Raw genomic sequence first — 15,004 nt, forward strand, 5'->3', positions numbered from 1 at the left:
CCTCGAAGCCAAAGCCGTGGTCACCCCGACCACCAAGACCAGCCGGGACCGGTCCAAGACCGGGCCCACCCGGCACCAAACAACGCGTCCGACGCCCAGGCGACGCCGGACACCCTCCCCCGGCCGGCCGCAAGGCCCGGCGGACAAGCGTCCGGAGGGACACGCTCACACGGACCGGACCCGGTTGCCCCGCGCAGCCCACCGGCACCAGGGCGTGACGACGATCAGCGCACCCACCACCGGCCACCGGCCACAAGGGGCAGCACTGGGCGCGGGCTTCCACCTGCACGCCCACGCCACCCCTCCACGATGGGCAGAACCCATGCCAGACACCACGTCCGACATGGGATCACTTAGCTGATTAGAGACGCTCAGTGATCGTGTGAGCGGAGGTGGCCATGGCACCGGCCGCCTCTGCGGTCCGTTCAGCTGGTCGACGGCGGCTTCGAAGAGGCCGACGGTGGTGCCGGGCGCCCCGGGTATCAGGTCCAGCTCGTCCTGGATGATCAGGTCCGGAGGCCGCAGGCGGGTGACCGGCTGGGCGGTGACGCCGGGCAGGTCGCCCTGTTCAGGGACCGGCGCTCGGCCGCCCATGGTGGGGTTTCGGAGATTTGGCGCGTCCGACGGCGAGGAACCCACCCATCAGACGGCCGGACTGCGGACTCGGGGACGAGGACCACGGTGGCTGTGGCGACGGCGGACCGGGCGGGACCCAGTCCACATGGATCGAGCCGACCGCGAGGCTGCCGATGCGGGCTCTCATACCGGCCGGGTGGAGACCGGTTCGGGGAATCAGCGCTGATCGAACCCACCGGAGACGTGAACTGATGTACGCATACAGGTTGTTGGGACGTAGGTTGTGCGTTGACAGTTCACGCCTCGGTTGAAAGACGGACGGTACCCATGACCGACCACGCCACGTCGCCCGGATCGGCAGCGCATCAGAAGATCGATACGTCGGTGCCGCACTCGGCCCGGATTTGGAACTACTGGCTGGGTGGCAAAGACAACTACCCCGTTGACGAGGAAGCCGGCGACGCATACAGCGCCGTCTTCCCCGGCATCGTCACCATCGCCCGCAGCAGCCGTGCCTTCCTGCGCCGCACCCTCACGTACCTGGTCACCGAGGAGGGCATCCGGCAGTTCCTGGACGTCGGGACCGGGCTGCCGACCGTGAACAACACCCATGAGGTCGCCCAGCGGCTCGCCCCCGAGACCAGAATCGTCTATGTCGACCACGACCCGTTGGTCCTCGCGCACGCCCGTGCCCTGCTCACCTCCACCCCCGAGGGGGCGACCGCCTACGTCGACGCCAACCTGTCCGACCCTGATCGCATCCTGGCGGCCGCCGCCGAGACGCTGGACCTCACCCGCCCCACCGCCCTGATTCTCAGCAACATCCTGGGCCACGTCGCTGACTACGACCAGGCGCGCGACACCGTCACCCGCCTGATGGACGGACTGCCGTCCGGCAGCTACCTCTCCATCAATGACGGTTCACGGGGCACTGACGCCGACTACGAACAGGCCCAGGACGCGTACAACGAGACCGGCGCCGTACCGTACTTCCTGCGCCCGGTCGATGAAATCGCGGCGTTCTTCGACGGCCTGGAACTCTTGGCCCCCGGGGTCGTCTCGGTCCCCTGCTGGCGCCCGGACCCCACTTCCCCCGCCCCGGAACCCATCGGCGAGCACGGCGGCCTCGCCCGCAAGCCTTGACACCCTGACGGACCGAGGCTCGCGTACGACTGGACGGACCGCCGTCTCATGCGAGGCGGCGGTCTTGTCACACGCTCGCGTGGCCGACGCCACAACCTGCCACGAACGCCGCTCTCATGAATGAGGTGCGTTCGCCGATTCCTTGTCCGGGTTATGCGACTGGGTCCAAGGGCGATGGGATGTCCGTCCTATGGTGGGTTCCCCCGCGTGGCGAGGGATCACTGCACCCCGTGCGGCCGGAACTGGATACTGATTCGCCCGCCCGCGACCCGCGCGGCCTTGGGAATGGCGTGCTCCCAGGTCCGCTGGCAGGATCCGCCCATCACGATCAGGTCGCCGTGTCCGAGTGGCCGCCGGACGGCACCGCCGCCGCGGCACGGGCGCAGCAGCAGGTCCCGGGGCGTTCCTACGGAGAGGATGGCGACCATCGTGTCTTCGCGGGCCCCCCGGCCGATGCGGTCGCCGTGCCAGGCCACGCTGTCGCGCCCGTCGCGGTAGTGGCACAGGCCTGCCGTCGTGAAGGGTTCGCCGAGCTCGGCGGCGTAGTGCGCGGAGAGCGCCTGCCGCGCCTCCTCGAGGACGGGGTGCGGCAGCGGTTCACCGGCGCGGTAGAAGGCGAGCAGGCGCGGGACGTCCACCACCCGCTCGTACATCTGTCGTCGTTCTGCCTTCCAGGGAACCTCCGTGGCCAGGTGTTCGTACAGGGCGTCGGCGCCGCTCAGCCAGCCCGGCAGGAGGTCGATCCAGGCGCCGTCGCCGAGCTCTGTTCTGCGGAGCCCGTTCAGTGGGCGTAGACGCACGTCGTCGCTCTGATCGAACAGAGACCCCTGGAGCTGGTGCGGTGCCATGGATACAGCGTACCTGCGTTCGAACGTATGCACTATTTGAGTGGCGCACCCGCTTGAGCGGCGCTCAGCGACACTCAGCGGCCCAGTGAACGCCGCCGGGGTTCCATACCGGAGTGGCATCCGAGGGCGTGAGCGGGCTGAGCGCCGCCGGTCCGCGCCGGGGGTGCTTGCAGGGCCGGCCGGTCGCCCGGCACCGGCCGCGCGGCACGCCGACTGTGTGGATCGTGGTCCACCCGTACGGTGACGTGACGACGGCGGAACGGGCATCGACGGCGCAGCGGGCGTCCCGTCACCTCCTCCGCAGCACCCGCTGCACCTCCTGGCAGGCAGCCGGAATCGGCCCGATGACGGGAACGGGGAAGCGTCCCCGGAGTGCTTCGGCCGCCTCTCCCAGGGGGCCACCGCCGATGATGACCGCCTCGGCGCCGTCCGTCGCCACGCACGCCTCGACGGCTTCGGCCAGCCGTTCCCGCATCGCCAACGGTGTGGCGGCCAGCCGCTCGGGATCACCCGGTGTGAAGCGGATACCGGTGTACTGGGCGGACCAGCCCAGACCGTCGACTCGCGCGGCTATGGCGGCGGCCAGACCGGGAGTGGTCGTGGCGATGCCGAACCGGCGGCCGTCCGCCGCGGCCTGCGTCATGGCCGCCTCGGCGATACCGACGACGGGCAAGCCGGTCCACGTACGCAGTTGCTCGACGCCGGGGTCCCCGAACGCGCTGACCACGAAAGCCTCGACGAGTTCGCCCTCCGGTCCGCTGAGGGTACGTCGGGCCGCCTCCAGGACCTGCGGTCCCGCGGCCCGCAGCACCTCCTCCCCCACCAGCATCGAAGGCCCCTCGGCCACGGTGATTCCGCGGACCCGATAGCCGTCCTCCGGGCGCAGGGTCCGCCGGGCGATGGCGGCCATCATCGCAGTGGTGGCCTGTGAGGTGTTGGGATTGATCAGGGCTACAACGGTCATTTGCCGTCCTCTTCCCCAGTGTCCGGGGCAGGGGTGTCCGCGGCCGCAGGGGTGGCCGCGGACGTGTCCGCGGCCGGAGATGCGGACCCGGCGGCAGAGATGGGCGGCCGCCTGTACCCCTTTTCCGCTTCCTGCTGGTTCTCCGCCGTCTCCTCCATGGACCGGCCGAAGGTCTCCGGCGGGAACTGCACCGATATGGCCAGCCCCACGAAGAGCACGCCCAGCAGGGTGAACATGCCCGCTACGCCGTACCAGTCGAAAGCGGCGCCCGCGAGAATCGGCGTCAGACCGCCTGCCAGCGAGCCGAGAGCCAGGATGATCGACGTGCCGAACGCCCTTACCCGGGTGGGGAATTGCTCGGGTGCGAAAATCCAAATAGTTGTGTTCAGCATGATCACGCAGCAGTTGAAAGCCGCGCCGAAGACCAGGACGAGTACCACGCCGGAAGCCAGGAAGCCGAAGCAGAAGGCCGCCGCACAGCCGAGACCGGCGGCCACCGTGAGCACGACCTTGCGTGGGATGTAGCGGGCCGCGGTGGAGGCGGCCAACGCACCGAGCAGTGAACCGGACTGCATGATCAGGGTGAAGAGCAGCGACTTCGTGATGCTGTAGCCCTGAGCGACCAGGATGGTCGGCATCAGCGACAGTACGGAGATCTGCGCGCCGTAGGACATGCAGACGGCCACTCCGAGGGAGAGGGTGCGGCGGCCCAACGCGCCCGCGAAGACGTCGCGCAGCCGGTTGCGTTCCGGCTCGACCCGCTCGCCGCTTTCGACTGCGGTGATGAACCGCTGAGGCTGTTCCAGCTTGCCGCGCAGCCGACCTGACGCGAGCCGGTTGAGAACCAGGTTCGCCTCGTCCACCTTGCCGCGAGAAAGCAGGTAGCGCGGGGTCTCGGGGACGAACCGGCGGTAGAAGAGCACCAGGAGAGCAGGCACGGCGAGCATTCCGAACAGCCAGCGCCAGCGGTCGGGGCCGGAGAAGACGGTGAAGACCGCGACCCCGAACCCCGGTGCCAGCATGTTACCGAGACCGCCGGCGGTGACGTTGATGATGCCGACCGCACTGCCGCGGTGCCGTGCCGCGAAGAACTCCGACATCATCGTGACCGCGATGGCGATCTCCCCGCCGAGACCGAAGCCCACGACGAACCGGCCGATCGCCACCACCGTGTAGACCGGGGCGAACGCGCAGATCAGCGCACCCAGCGAGAAGAGCAGCAGGTTCACCGTGAGCATGGTCCGGCGGCCCAGCTTGTCGCCGATGATGCCGGTGGTGAGCCTGCCGAGTGCCGCCGCGGTGAAGGTGACGGTGTTCAGGAACCCGAGCTCGGCCGCCGTGGTGCCCCACGACTCCTGCAGCACGGGCCCGACCAGCCCGACCGCGTTCTGCTCCAGTGCGTCGAAGAACACGCCGAGCAGCACCATCGCACCGATCTGCCGATGCGCTCCGGTCACACCGATCCGGTCGAGGGTGTCCTCCAGTTGGCGATGGCGCGGACTTGCGTCCGTGTCGGTTCTGACGGGGGAGGCTTCCATGGGGATCCTTCCGAGCAGACTAATACTTCACATAGCGGAAGATTGGTTTCGGTGAGCGGAAGTGTGGAGTTGTTCGACGGGGGCGTCAAGAGGTTCGTCAGGGACGAAAAACCTTGATCGCGCGGACCTGCGGAATCACCGCCGGACATCTCGGCGACAACCCACGACGAGCGCTTCCCGAATCAGGCCACCCCGGCCCACGAAGTCGGCCAGTGCCATCATTTCCGGCCGCCGTATACCAGTCGGTACAATGAGGTAGGTCAATCGGGACAACTTTGGCCATATCGCGCTCGATTCAGCGTAGGATCTTGTCTCGATTCCCAGCTTGGTATACAAACTGGATCCCGGTTGTGCATCGAATGCCGAGGAGCCCTCATGTGTGTCGAATCCGCCCCGCCGCCGCCCGGCCGTGTCACTCGCCGGGGCGTCCTCGCCGGGGCGGCCGCCCTGGCGGGTACCGCCGCAGCCCTGTCGGCGGCACCGCCCGTGGCGGCGGCCGCCGGAAGAACGCCGGGGAAGGCGGCCGCGCGCTCAGGTGACCTGGTCGTCGAGGGCGGCACCCTGCTCGACCCGGCAACCGGTGACGTCATCGAGGACGCCGTCGTCGTCATCAGCGCCGGAGTGGTGCGAGCGGCCGGGTCACGGGCGCAGGTCGAGATCCCGCGCGACGCGCCGCGCCTGGACGCGCACGGCAGCTGGGTGCTGCCCGGTCTTGTGGACGCTCACATCCACCTGAACACCGCCGCCGAAGCCCATGACGCGGTCCGCAACGGTGCCACCAGCGCGCGCAGCGGTTCCACGAACTTCTATCAGGACATCGCCGTACGGGAGTTGGCCGGCCAGGCCCCTGACCTGGCGCCCCGTCTGCGGGCTGCGGGCATCTTCGTCACACCCGACCTGGGCGACACCATCCTGGCCGATCCGGACCTCACGCCGCTGGCGCGCCTGAAGGACGGCGTCCGTTCCACGGGGGCGCTGCGCCGGGTCGTCGAAGTGAACCTCGCCCGCGGCGCCGACGTGATCAAGACGCGGGTCAACGAGCGTGCGGGCCTGCCGGAGCAGGACCCTCTGGCACAGGTCTATTCGTACGAGCAGCTCTCCGAGATCGTGTCGGCGGCGCGGCGCGGCGGCAAGGGCGTGCTGTGCCACAGCTACAGCGAGCGCGGCTGCGACGACGCGGTCCGGGCGGGCATCCGGTCCCTGGAGCACGGGGTGTTCGTGAGCGAGCGCACGCTGCACGAGATGCGCCGCAGAGGCACCTGCTTCACACCGACGCTGAGCGCGATCGCCGGACTCGCCGAATCGTCGGACCCGGTGCTGGCCGAGCGTGGGCGTACGTATCTGCCGGTACTGAAGGAGGCGGTGAGAACGGCGCACCTGATGGGGGTTCCGCTGGCGGCGGGCACGGACTCGTCCGGTGGCCGGATCAAGCCCATCGGCGGCGAAGTCGAGCTGATGCACGCGGCGGGTCTGCCGGCGCTCGATGCGATCCGCACGGCCACGACCGGGGCTGCCCGGCTCCTCGGCCTGCAGCAGACGGTGGGCCGCCTCGCGCGCGGCTTCGCGGGAGACGTGATCGTGGTGGACGGCGACCCGCTCGCCGATGTGTCCGTACTGAAGACGCCACTGCACGTGGTGCGCGCGGGCCTGCCGGTCGAAGGCCTGTCCGGCCGTGCCCCTCTTTCTCGTTCCCGAGGCTGAAGACCTTGTGTCCCGTGGTGACGCCCCGTACCTCACCTCACTTGCCCCCGTCGTCTCTTCCCAAGCCGAAGGAGTCCCCATGACACCCCCTCCCTCTCCGCTGTCCCGGCGCAGTGTCCTCGCCGGCGCCGCCTCCCTGGCGGGCACCGGTGTCGCCGTGTCCGCGGGAGCACAGTCCGCCCGGGCCGACTCCCGGAGTCTGCCGCGCGACGCGGTGGTCTTCCGTGATGTGCGGCCCCTGGGCGCGACGAATCCAGTGGATCTCACCGTCGTCGACGGTCGCATCACACGCGACCGGGCTCCCAGGGGCGCCAAGGTCATCGACGGCGGCGGCCGCATCGCCCTGCCGGCTCTGGTCGACGCGCACGTCCACCCCGACAAGACGACCTGGGGCGGCTCATGGGTCTCCCGCAGACCGGCGGACACCATCGCCGAATTCGCCGCCCGGGACGCGGAGTTGTTCCGCAGTCAGAGTCGGCCGGTGGCCGAGCGGGCGTACGGGCTCATGGCGCACGCCGTGACCCGCGGGACACGGGCCATGCGTGCCCACGCCGACATCGCCCCAGCCTACGGCTTGGCCTGCGTGGAAGGTGTCGGGCAGGCGAGCGAACGGCTCCGGCATGCACTCGACGTGCAGATCGTGGCCTTTCCGCAGCACGGCGTCGTTCGCGCTCCCGGCACGGCGGCGCTGCTCGAGGAAGCGGCCCGCAGCGGGCTCGTGGACATGATCGGCGGGATCGATCCGATCAGCTTCGACCAGGCCATGGACGAGCAGCTGGACCTGGTCTTCGACCTCTCGGATCGATACGGAGTCGGCCTGGACATCCATCTCCACGACAGGGGCGAGACCGGCCTGACGGTGCTGCGCGCCATCATCGAGCGCACTCGGGCCCTGTCCCTGCAGGGCAAGGTCACCGTCAGCCACGTCTTCTGCCTTCCCGGCCTCTCCGACGCCGAACTGGCCAGGACGGCCGAGGACCTCGGCGAGCTGGACATCTCCCTGACCACCGTGGCCCCCAACGAATCGCTCGTCCTGCCGATAGCGAAGCTGCGGGAGCACGGCGTGCGGGTCGGGCTCGGCTCGGACGGGGTACGCGACTCGTGGAGCCCGTTCGGCGACGCGGACATGCTCCACCGGGCGCATCTGCTCGGCTGGATCACGGACGTGCGTCTCGACAAGGAGTTGGCAGCCTGTTACGACGTCGGCGCGCACGGTGGCGCCGACGTCATGCGGCTGCCCCGTGCCGACCTCTCCCCGGGCTCCCCCGCCGACTTCGTCCTGCTGCGTGCCGAGTGCCTGCCGCAGGTCGTGGTGGACATGCCCGCACGTGACATGGTGGTGCATGGCGGCCGGGTGGTGGCCCGCGACGGCAAACTGATCTGACACCCCCCCTTCCCGTGCCCCGGCCGCGCCCCGTCACCTCACCGCACACATAAGGTGACGGGATGCCCCGTGGCCCGCGAGACCTCACGGACTCGCGAGCTCCGGGACAGGTCGGCAAGGGCACAGGAAGGGCAGCACACATGACGGCAAGCACCAGCGGGAAGGGAGACGGAGGACAGCCGTCGACCCCGGCGTCGCGTACTCCACTGAGCGAGCTCGCGCGCCAGGCCATCAGAGAACGCATCATCGACGGCAGCTACGCCCAGGGAACCCGCGTGGTGGAACGCGAGATCGCCCAGGAGCTCCAGATGTCGCGGGTACCGGTGCGAGAGGCACTGCGGGCGCTGGTGGAAGAGGGTCTGCTGGACCTGCTGCCGCACAGCGGTGTGCGGGTACGCCGACTGGAGCGCTCCGACGTGGAGCACCTGTACGACGTGTGGGAACCGCTGGCCATCCAGGCATCACGCCTCGCAGCCCGCCGCGTGGCCGTCGCCGCCTCCGAGGAGTCCTCCGTAGTCCTCGGGGGCCTGCGGGACGCACTGGACCAGGCGGAGGCCGCAGCCGCCGCAGGCGAACGAACACAGGAGAACAACGCCGGTACCGCCTTCCACGACCGGATCGTGGCCCTGGCGGACAACCCGTTGCTGGCTCAGCTGATGCAGCGGCTGAACGGACAACTGCGGCTGCTGTTCGGCCTCAACACGGAACCCGCCCCCATGCGTGCACAGCACAGCGAAATGTACGAACGCATCGCCGCGGGAGACGCCGACGCCGCAGCGGCGATCACCCTCCTCCACGTCCGCAGGAGCCGGGAACTCGCGCTGCAGGCGGTGACCGCCCCAACCTCCCCCTGAACGGCCCGCGTTCGTGGCCGTGGGCTCCCGCGTGTCGAGGTGCCATCGAGGCGAATGCCGTGTCGACTTCAGGAGCGGACGGCAGCACATCGCCGTCGGCACGGCTGCCCCGACCTGTCGTTCATCTACGTACCCACCTCGACTACGACCTCCAGTGGTACGGCCCCGACAGCCACCGGGCCGTGCGCGGCGCCCGCGAGACCGACGCCGCACTCGCCCCGTTCCTCGGCGACCTGCGCGACCGGGGCACCACCGTCGTCGCCCTCGGCCAGTACGGCATCAACCCCGTCTCCCGGCCCGTCGACATCAACCGAGCACTGCGCCGTAAGGGACTCCTCTTCGTCTACAGCCGGCGCGGCATGGAGTACCTGGCCCCCTGCACCTCCCGCGCGTTCGCCGTGGCCGACCACCGGGCCGCCCGTGCGTACGTCGCCGACCCCGCCGACATCCCACGCGTCCGCGACGTCCTGAGGCACACCGAGGGCGTCGACGAGATCTGGGACCGCACCGAACAGGCTCCGTCCGGCATCGACCACCCCGACGCGGGCGAGCCGGCCGCCGCCGTCGCGGCCCAGGTGCAGCGCCGCAGAAGCGCCTCGGCATACCGGCGAGCACCGGGTCAACTACCCCAAACGGCCCCGAAGTAGATCGGACATCGAAGTACGGACCACGCTCGACTCGATGCCATATACGCTCGCAGATCACCGCTGAGACCCGGAACCGCACTATGGAGAGGACAGGTCGCAACATGGTGACCGAGACGAGCCGCCCTTCCCCCGACAACGGCTGCAACACGGCCGACCGGGGGCACGCCCTTCGTCTGGCCGACGTGACCAAGGTGTACGGCAGGAACGGCCGCGGCGTCCGCGCCCTGGACGGGGTCTCCGTGGGCATCGAGCGCGGTTCCTTCACCGCGGTGATGGGCCCGTCGGGCTCCGGCAAGTCGACGTTCCTGCACTGCGCGGCCGGCCTCGACCAGCCGACCACGGGTCAGTCCTACATCGGGGACACCCGGCTGAACGACATGAACGAGACCCAGCTGACGAAGCTGCGCCGCCGGCGCATCGGCTTCGTCTTCCAGGCGTTCAACCTCATCCCGTCCCTGTCGGTCCGTCAGAACGTGGAGCTGCCACTGCGCCTCGCGGGCGAGAGCCTCGACGAGAACTGGCTCGACGAGATCCTCGGCCGCGTCGGCCTGGGCGGCCGGGCCGCCCACCGGCCCGCCGAACTCTCCGGCGGCCAGCAGCAGCGCGTCGCCATCGCCCGCGCCCTCATCACCCGGCCCGACGTCATCTTCGGCGACGAGCCGACCGGCGCCCTCGACACCGTGACCGCCAAGGAGATCCTCTCCCTGCTGCGCGCCTGCGTGAACGAGACCGGCCAGACCGTCGTCATGGTCACCCACGACCCGGTGGCCGCCTCGTACGCCGACACCGTCCTTTTCCTGGCCGACGGCAAGATCGCCGGACAGATGGACGCCCCGACCGCCGACCTCGTCGCCGAGCGCATGACACACCTGGGAGCGTGGGCCTGATGCTGCGCTACGCACTGCAGACGCTCAAGGCCAGGAAAGGCGGCTTCATCGGCGCCTTCCTGGCCCTGTTCTGCGCCGCCGCCCTGGTCACCGCCTGCGGCATCCTCCTGGAGACCGGTCTGCGCGGCACCATCGCCACCGAGCGCTACGCCGCCGCCCCGGTCATCGTCGGCGCCGACCAGAACGTCCACCAGATCACCATCAAGAAGAAGAAGGACAAGGTCAAGGAGAAGCACAAGGCGAAGCCGCTGGCCGAGCGGGTCTGGCTGCCCGAGGACACCACCGCGAAACTCGCCGCCTTACCCGGTGTCCGCAAGGCGGTGCCCGAGACGAACTTCCCGGCGTACGCGGTCGGCCCCCAGGGCCGGATCGTGCCGGGCATCGACGGCAAGCCGTCCTACGGCCATGCTTGGACCTCCGCCGCGCTGACCCCGTTCGAGCTGACCGACGGCAGGGCACCCGCGGGCGCCGACGAGGTCGTCCTCGACCGGGAACTCGCGGCCCGTACCGGCCTCAAGACCGGCAGCAGCCTCGTCGTCCAGTCGACCGGCGCGCCGACGACGTACAAGGTCAGCGGCATCGCGGCGGCCAAGGGCGGCGACCTGCACCAGCAGACCTCACTGTTCTTCTCCGACGAGACCGCCCGCGACCTCTCCGGACGGGCCGGCCAGGTCGCGACCGTCGGCCTGCTGCCCAAGCCCGGCGTCTCCGCGAGCGAACTCGCGGACCAGGCCGAGAAGGCCCTCGCCGGCGACGGCCGCAAGTACGCCGTCGCCACCGGTGGCGAGCGCGGCCCCATCGAATTCCTCGACGCGGACAAGGCCCGGGTCAAGCTCGTCTCCATGGGCGGCGCCATGGGCGGAACGTCGCTGCTCGTCGCGATCCTCGTCGTCGTCGGCACGTTCGCGCTCTCCATCCAGCAGCGCTACCGCGAGCTCGCCCTGCTGCGCGCCATCGCCGCGACCCCCAAGCAGGTCCGTCAGCTGATCGGCCGCGAAGCCCTGATCATCGGTGGCCTCGCAGGCGGACTCGGCTCGGTCGTGGGTCTGCCCATCGCGTACTGGCTGCACAGCAAGTTCATCGACTTCAAGGCCATCCCCGACACCCTCGAACTCACCTTCAGCTTCGTTCCGTTCACCGCCGCCGTCGCTGCGGCCCTGCTCGGGGCGTGGGTCGCGGCCCGCATCTCCGCACGCCGCACCGCCCGCATCCGCCCGGCCGAGGCCCTGTCCGAGGCGTCCATGGAACAGGGCCACTTCGCGTGGGGACGGCTCGGCGTGGGGATGCTCGTCCTGGTCCTCGGTATCGGTGTGGTCGTCCTTCTGGGCTTCCTGCGCACCGAACCGGCCTCGCAGCCCGTCACGTTCCTGTCCGTCGTGGTCCTCGCCGTCGCGGTCTCGCTGCTCGGCCCGGTCATCGCCCGCGTCGCCGTCGCGATCCTCGGGATCCCGCTCAAGTTCTCGCGCGTCGGCGGTCACCTTGCGATCGCCAACGCCCGGGCCAACGCCAAGCGGATGGCCGCTGCCGTCACCCCACTGGTCCTGCTCATCGGCATGGCCTGCACCGTCCTGTTCGTGCAGACCACCATGGGCGACGCCGCCTCGGCCCAGGCCAAGGCGGGCAACAAGGCGGACTGGGTGGTCGCCTCGAACGGCCCAGGCGTCCCCGCCGAGGCGGCGGACGCGCTGCGCGCCGTACCGGGCGTCACGCAGGTCACCGAGATCGTCCGGACCCAGGTCCGCGTCGGCCTCGACAAGTACCCGGCGCAGGGCATCTCCGCGCAGGGCCTCACCACGAACTGGGACCCGGACGTCTCCCGGGGCAGCCTCAAGGGCTTCGGGGACAACAGCGTCGCGATGAGCGACGTCTCCGCCGAACACCTCGGCAAGAAGCCCGGCGACACGCTCAAGGTGACGCTCGGCGACGCCACCGTGGCCGAGCTGAAGGTCGCCGCCGTCTACGAACGGGGTCTGGGATTCGGCGACCTGACCATGTCGCACGGCCTGGTCGCCCGGCATGTCGACAACCCGCTCGCCTCCTCCGTCCTCGTCAGGACGACCGGTGACGGCAAGGCCGGCCGCGAGCAGCTGACCGGCGCACTCAAGCAATTCCCGGGCATCGGCGTCCTCGACCGCACCCAGGTCGACGACCTCCAGGCCGACGTGCAGCAGTCCAACGCCGAGGTCAACTACCTCGCGATGGGCCTGATCATCGCGTTCACCGCGATCGCCGCGGTCAACACCCTGGCCATGTCGGTCTCGGACCGTACCCGCGAGTTCGCCCTGCTGCGGCTCGTCGGCACGACCCGCCGCCAGGTGATGTCGATGCTCAGGATCGAGTCCGCCCTGATCGTCCTGGTCGCCGCGGTGCTCGGCACGGCCATCTCGCTCGCCGTGCTCACCGCCTTCAGCATCGGGATGACGGGCGCCGCCCAGCCGTCCGTCGACCTGCCGATGTTCCTCGGGGTCCTCGGCTTCGCCGCGGTGCTCACGGCGGTGGCGACGCTGATCCCCGGCCGCGTCGCACTCGGTGGGCGCCCGGAGGACATCATCAGCGCCCGCCAGTAGGCCGAGGAATGCCATCAACTGCTCAGGGATGTACGGGAGTTCGGCTCTCGTACATCCCTGAGTGCTGGAGGTCGCCGTCCGCCAAGGACCGCCCCGCCCCCACTCCAACCCGCCGCACTCTCCACCCAAGCCGCTGACCAGCGCTGATGAAGAAGTTCGGCTGGATTACTAGTCGGGTTCGATGCCCTGGTAGCTCACGAGCCGGGGAACAACAGCAGCGACTGTCACGAGAAGTACGACCAGCAGGAGTGCGCTGAAGAACGTGGTCGTCCCCACTCCGACCCACTGGGCTCCCGCGCCAAGACGCAACGCCGCGAACGGCATGACGCCGATGGCCAGTTCCTGCATCCCGAGGGCGCGCCCCTGAACCGACGGATCGGTGACCATCAGCAGCAGAGTCGTCTGCAGTACGCCGAAGGATGCGCTCATCAGGCCGATGCATGCCATCAGTACGAAGGAGAGGGCGACGCTGTGGGACAACGCGAAGAGTGACCACAGCGCCGCCCACGACGCCGTCCCGAAAACGAACAGGCCGCCCTTGTGCTTGAAGTCCGTCCAGGTCCGCGATGTCCGTGGAGCTGAACTCCCGTACCACCGCCCAGGTTCGCGGCCGAGGCGTCACCAGCCCCTCCGTCACCAGGGCCTTCAGGGCATAGCGGATGGGCAGCCGGCTCACTCCGAGCTCCCGCACCGCGCTCGCGCTCGACGAGCTTGCTGCCGGGCCGGCGCACACCATCAAGAATCGCATCCCGCAACTGACGAGTGACCCGATCCGACCCGGGCTCGAAGCCTTCAGAACCTGCCATGCCGCTCGTTCTCCCATCAACCCGAGACCGCGCAGGTTTGGTATACCCCAGGACGAAACCGCCGCCACGCGGCGTACAACGCCAACCCTCTCAGCCCACAGTCCAACCTATAGATGCCATCAATGACAGTCATGGATATCAAGTCTTGGACTCTATAGGCGCGGCTCATGCATGGTGAATGACGTCAGCCCGTTGGGGGCGGACAGCCACGATGGGAGTGACGAATGAACAACTTCGCGGACGGCATCGCGCAATTCCGCCGTGACGTCTTTCCCGCCAAGGAAAAGCTCTTCGCTCACCTGGCCACGCATCACCGTCCCGAGACGCTGTTCATCGGTTGCTCCGATGCCCGGGTGACTCCCGAGCTCATCACGCAGAGCGAACCCGGCGAGCTGTTCGTCGTCCGGACCGCAGGAAATCTGGTTCCCGCCTACGTACCCGGTGCGGACGGTGTCGCGGCGAGCATCGAGTACGCCGTTGCCGTGCTCGGCGTGACGGACATCATCATCTGTGGCCATTCGGCCTGCGGCGCGATGACCGCCCTGGCCGAGGATCAGGACCTGAGCGCGGCACCGATGATCGCGGACTGGCTGCGGCACGCGGACGCGGCACGCGCCCGAGCCCGGGCGGCCGCGGCTCCCGCCGCATCGGCCGAGACCCGGGTGACCACTCTCGTACGCGCGAATGTGGTCGCTCAGCTACAGAACCTGAGCACCCACCCCTCGGTGGCCCATGCTCTCGCCGATCAGCGGCTCTCCCTGCACGGCTGGTTCTTCGACATCGCCTCCGGGTCCGTCGAGACACTCGACGACGCTGTCGCATCCACCGTCTCCGCGGCCTGACCCTGCCCCTTCTCTCCCCCTCACCCGCAGAGCCTCCCTCGGCCTGCACACAAGAATGGAAACTCCTCATGATGCACGCCCAGTTCGACCCCACTGCCCGTCAGCAGCTCGCGATCGCCGCGGTCGAGGCCAAGACCCGCAAGGACCTCTCCTGGCAGCAGATCGCCGATGCCGCCGGTCTGTCGGTCGCCTTCGTCACCGCCGCGGTTCTCGGCCAGCACGCCCTGCCGGAAAAGTCCGCCGAGGC

At 69.5% G+C, this 15,004-nt stretch carries 12 protein-coding genes and 1 pseudogene; 9 read left to right on the forward strand and 4 right to left on the reverse strand.

The window, feature by feature from the left end:
* Positions 1-903: 903 nt before the first annotated feature.
* On the forward strand, positions 904-1,719 hold the full coding sequence (locus ACFU8Q_RS28785) for an SAM-dependent methyltransferase (RefSeq protein WP_384458964.1): 816 nt from the start codon (positions 904-906) through the stop codon (positions 1,717-1,719).
* Positions 1,720-1,937: 218 nt separating this feature from the next.
* Here ACFU8Q_RS28785 and ACFU8Q_RS28790 read toward each other — a convergent pair whose 3' ends face one another.
* The 3 genes from ACFU8Q_RS28790 to ACFU8Q_RS28800 all read right to left on the reverse strand — a co-directional run bounded on the left by ACFU8Q_RS28790 (position 1,938) and on the right by ACFU8Q_RS28800 (position 5,069).
* Positions 1,938-2,567, reverse strand: a complete 630-nt coding sequence (locus ACFU8Q_RS28790; protein ID WP_384458966.1) for an alpha-ketoglutarate-dependent dioxygenase AlkB — start codon at positions 2,565-2,567, stop codon at positions 1,938-1,940.
* Positions 2,568-2,856: 289 nt separating this feature from the next.
* Entirely contained in the window at positions 2,857-3,531 is a 675-nt protein-coding gene (locus ACFU8Q_RS28795; RefSeq protein ID WP_384458969.1) for an aspartate/glutamate racemase family protein, read from the reverse strand.
* Positions 3,528-5,069, reverse strand: coding sequence for an MFS transporter (locus ACFU8Q_RS28800; RefSeq protein WP_384458972.1), 1,542 nt, complete (start codon positions 5,067-5,069; stop codon positions 3,528-3,530). The genes ACFU8Q_RS28795 and ACFU8Q_RS28800 overlap by 4 nt, the downstream gene beginning before the upstream one ends.
* 375 nt (positions 5,070-5,444) lie before the next feature.
* Here ACFU8Q_RS28800 and ACFU8Q_RS28805 point away from each other — a divergent pair, with 375 nt between their 5' ends.
* The 6 genes from ACFU8Q_RS28805 (at position 5,445) to ACFU8Q_RS28830 (ending at position 13,109) form a co-directional block, all read left to right on the forward strand.
* Positions 5,445-6,770, forward strand: a complete 1,326-nt coding sequence (locus ACFU8Q_RS28805) for an amidohydrolase family protein (RefSeq protein WP_384458975.1) — start codon at positions 5,445-5,447, stop codon at positions 6,768-6,770.
* 79 nt (positions 6,771-6,849) lie between these two features.
* The gene (locus tag ACFU8Q_RS28810) at positions 6,850-8,154 is read left to right on the forward strand and encodes an amidohydrolase family protein (protein WP_384458978.1); all 1,305 of its coding nucleotides are present in this window, start codon (positions 6,850-6,852) and stop codon (positions 8,152-8,154) included.
* 140 nt (positions 8,155-8,294) lie between these two features.
* Positions 8,295-9,008, forward strand: a complete 714-nt coding sequence (locus ACFU8Q_RS28815; RefSeq protein ID WP_384458981.1) for a GntR family transcriptional regulator — start codon at positions 8,295-8,297, stop codon at positions 9,006-9,008.
* A 59-nt stretch (positions 9,009-9,067) separates the two neighbouring features.
* Positions 9,068-9,655, forward strand: a complete 588-nt coding sequence (locus ACFU8Q_RS28820; protein ID WP_384458984.1) for an alkaline phosphatase family protein — start codon at positions 9,068-9,070, stop codon at positions 9,653-9,655.
* A 101-nt stretch (positions 9,656-9,756) separates the two neighbouring features.
* A complete protein-coding gene (locus ACFU8Q_RS28825; protein WP_384458988.1) occupies positions 9,757-10,542 on the forward strand; it encodes an ABC transporter ATP-binding protein in 786 nt (261 codons plus the stop codon).
* Positions 10,542-13,109: an FtsX-like permease family protein gene (locus ACFU8Q_RS28830; RefSeq protein ID WP_384458991.1), complete on the forward strand. Its 2,568-nt coding sequence runs from the start codon at positions 10,542-10,544 to the stop codon at positions 13,107-13,109. The genes ACFU8Q_RS28825 and ACFU8Q_RS28830 overlap by 1 nt, the downstream gene beginning before the upstream one ends.
* A gap of 168 nt (positions 13,110-13,277) precedes the next feature.
* On the opposite strand, the gene ACFU8Q_RS28835 is transcribed toward ACFU8Q_RS28830, so the two are convergent.
* The gene (locus ACFU8Q_RS28835) at positions 13,278-13,589 is read right to left on the reverse strand and encodes a hypothetical protein (protein WP_384458994.1); all 312 of its coding nucleotides are present in this window, start codon (positions 13,587-13,589) and stop codon (positions 13,278-13,280) included.
* Between the two features lie 550 nt (positions 13,590-14,139).
* Here ACFU8Q_RS28835 and ACFU8Q_RS28840 point away from each other — a divergent pair.
* Both ACFU8Q_RS28840 and ACFU8Q_RS28845 read left to right on the forward strand, forming a co-directional pair.
* Positions 14,140-14,757, forward strand: coding sequence for a carbonic anhydrase (locus tag ACFU8Q_RS28840; protein WP_384458997.1), 618 nt, complete (start codon positions 14,140-14,142; stop codon positions 14,755-14,757).
* Between the two features lie 68 nt (positions 14,758-14,825).
* A pseudogene (locus ACFU8Q_RS28845) lies at positions 14,826-15,004 on the forward strand (cyanate hydratase); the annotation flags it as partial.

Origin of the sequence: Streptomyces sp. NPDC057543 (assembly GCF_042801895.1) — a bacterium.
Classification (GTDB): domain Bacteria; phylum Actinomycetota; class Actinomycetes; order Streptomycetales; family Streptomycetaceae; genus Streptomyces.